The 2,960-nt window shown below is 63.5% G+C and carries 1 protein-coding gene; it reads left to right on the top strand.

The genetic code is table 11. From position 1 onward, the window contains the following. Positions 1-37: 37 nt before the first annotated feature. Entirely contained in the window at positions 38-2,926 is a 2,889-nt protein-coding gene (locus tag FOA17_RS13370; protein ID WP_149142015.1) for a Tn3 family transposase, read from the top strand. Positions 2,927-2,960 lie beyond the last annotated feature (34 nt).

Here is a 2,960-nt window from a genome sequence, read left to right as displayed (position 1 = left end):
GATCCTCATACGGACAACGCTCTTTTGAAAGGCCACCATGCCACGACGCAGCATTCTGACCGACCGACAGCGCGCGGCATTGCTCGATCTGCCGACTGCTGAGGCGGACATGCTGCATCACTTCACGCTGTCGGACGATGATCTGGAAATCATCCGTGCCCGCCGCCGCCCGCACAATCGCTTTGGCTTTGCCCTGCAACTTTGCGCATTGCGATATCCTGGCCGTCTGCTGACACCCGGTGAAGTCATTCCCTTGGCAGTTACGCGCTTTCTGGCCGCGCAGGTTGGCCTGAAGCCTGATGATCTGGCCGGTTACGCGACCCGTGAAGAGACCCGCCATGACCATCTGGCGACGCTCAGAGAGCAGTATGGCTACAGGATGTTTTCTGGGAGAGGGGCGCGCGACCTGAAGGGCTGGCTGCAGGATGTGGCGGAGACTGCCCGCTCCAATGACGATCTGGCACGGCGCTTTGTCGAGCAGTGCCGGTCGACCCGAACCATCCTGCCTGGCGTCACGATCATCGAGCGCCTTTGCGCGGACGCGCTGGTGGCTGCGGAGCGGCGGATCGAGGCACGGATCGCAGGGCGGCTGGACGATGCCATGAAGAGCCGCCTCGATGCCTTGCTGACAGAAGATGCTGGTGGATCGGTGACACGGTTTGTCTGGCTGCGTCAATTCGAGGCTGGGCAGAACTCGGCCGACATGAACCGTCTTCTGGATCGGCTGGAATTCCTGCAGCGCCTCGGGCTGAACGAGACGGTTCTTGCCGGGGTGCCGCCGCACCGGATTGCCCAACTTCGCAGGCAAGGCGAGCGATACTTCGCGGGCGATTTGCGAGACATTTCCGGGGATCGCCGTCTCGCCATCCTTGCCGTCTGCGTACTGGAATGGCGCAGCGCCCTTGCCGACGCCATTGTGGAGACCCATGACCGCATCGTCGGCAAGACCTGGCGCGAGGCGAAGTCCCGATGTGACGCGCGTGCGGAAGATGCCAAGGCCGCGCTGAAGGACACCTTGCAGTCCTTCGCCAGCCTCGGTTCGGCGCTGCTGGAAGCCCATGAAGATCGTGCATCGCTCGAGGAGGCTGTCGGCAATGCCGGTGGCTGGCTGTCTCTCAAGGGGCTGGTCGCGACAGCGGCCCAATTGACCGACACTCTGGCCGCCGACCCATTGGCCCATGTCGGCCATGGGTATCATCGGTTCCGTCGCTACGCGCCGCGCATGCTGCGAGCATTGGACATTCAGGCAGCACCCGTGGCGGAACTCCTGTTGGCGGCCAGCAAGATCGTCGCGGGAACGGATGTGACGGCCACCCGCTCCATGGCCTTTCTGCGCCGGGGATCGAAGTGGCAGCGCTACCTTGGTGGCGAGGGTGACGGGGGCCGTCTGTGGGAAGTCGCGGTCCTGTTCCATCTACGTGAAGCCTTCCGTTCGGGGGATGTCTGGCTCGCTCATTCCCGGCGGTATGGCGATCTGAAGGAGGCGCTTGTTCCGGCAGCGGTTGCCCGCGCCACGCCACGGCTGGCCATGCCGTTTGAGCCCGAAGCCTGGCTCGCCGACCGCAAGACACGAATGTCCGACGCCCTGCGTCGCTTGGCGCGGGCTGCAAAGGCCGGGGCCATTCCGGGCGGATCGATCGAAGATGGTGTTCTGAAGATCGACCGTTTGACTGCCGCTGTGCCCGAAGAAGCGGGCGCCATGGTCCTCGACCTCTACAAGCGCCTGCCGGAAATCAGGGTTACGGATCTGTTGCTGGAGGTGGATGACGAGGTCGGCTTCACCGAAGCCTTCACCCATCTGCATACAGGCGTGCCGTGCAAGGATCGGATTGGCCTCTTGAACGTACTGCTCGCCGAGGGGCTGAACCTCGGCCTCAGCAAAATGGCGGGCGCCACCAACACCCACGATTACTTCCAGCTCTCCCGCCTGTCGCGATGGCATGTTGAAGGCGAGGCGATGTCGCGCGCCCTGGCAAAGGTGATCGAGGCGCAGTCCGCGCTGCCGATGGCACGGTTCTGGGGTGCGGGACAAACGGCATCGAGTGATGGGCAATTCTTCCCGACAACCCGACAGGGCGAGGCGATGAATCTCATCAACGCCAAATATGGCCATGAGCCCGGGCTGAAGGCCTACACCCACGTGTCCGACCAGTTCGGCACCTTCGCCACCCAGACCATACCGGCCACGGTGAACGAAGCACCCTACATTCTGGATGGCCTGCTGATGACGGGCGCGGGCCAGAATATCCGCGAACAGTATGCCGACACGGGCGGCTTCACCGACCATGTCTTCGCCGTCACCGCCCTCTTGGGCTTCCAGTTCATCCCCCGCATCAGGGACCTCCCGTCGAAACGCCTCTATCTCTTCGACCCGGCGGCCTGTCCCAAAGAGCTTAAGGGGCTGATCGGCGGCAAGATCAAGGAGGCGCTCATCACGGCAAACTGGCCCGACATCCTGCGCAGCGCCGCCACCATGGTCGCGGGCGTCATGCCGCCAAGCCAACTGTTACGGAAGTTCGCGGCATACCCCCGACAGCATGAGTTGGCCGTTGCTCTCCGGGAAATCGGACGGGTCGAGCGGACGCTCTTCATCATCGACTGGCTGCTCGACGCCGACATGCAGCGCCGCGCCCAGATCGGGCTGAACAAAGGCGAGGCGCATCACGCCCTGAAAAACGCCATCCGCATCGGCCGCCAAGGCGAAATCCGCGACCGCACAGCAGAAGGGCAACACTTCCGCATGGCAGGCCTCAACCTGCTCGCCGCCATCATCATCTACTGGAACACCAAGCATCTCGGGCAGGCCGCCACAAGCCGCCGCCGCGCCGGTCTGGATTGCTCACCCGGTCTTCTGGCCCACATCTCGCCCCTCGGATGGGCCCACATCCTGCTCACAGGGGAATACAGATGGCCGAAAAGGGCTTAGCGTAGGATTTAGCCCCGTCCGGCAGCAGACCCCT

The organism is Gemmobacter caeruleus (assembly GCF_008271655.1).
GTDB classification, from domain to species: Bacteria; Pseudomonadota; Alphaproteobacteria; order Rhodobacterales; family Rhodobacteraceae; genus Gemmobacter; species Gemmobacter caeruleus.
This window is presented reverse-complemented; position numbering and strand designations above follow the sequence as displayed.

Excerpts from the sequence above, each read along its gene's own strand:
- FOA17_RS13370 (WP_149142015.1), top strand. The coding sequence starts at position 38 with ATGCCACGACGCAGCATTCTGACCGACCGACAGCGCGCGGCATTGCTC.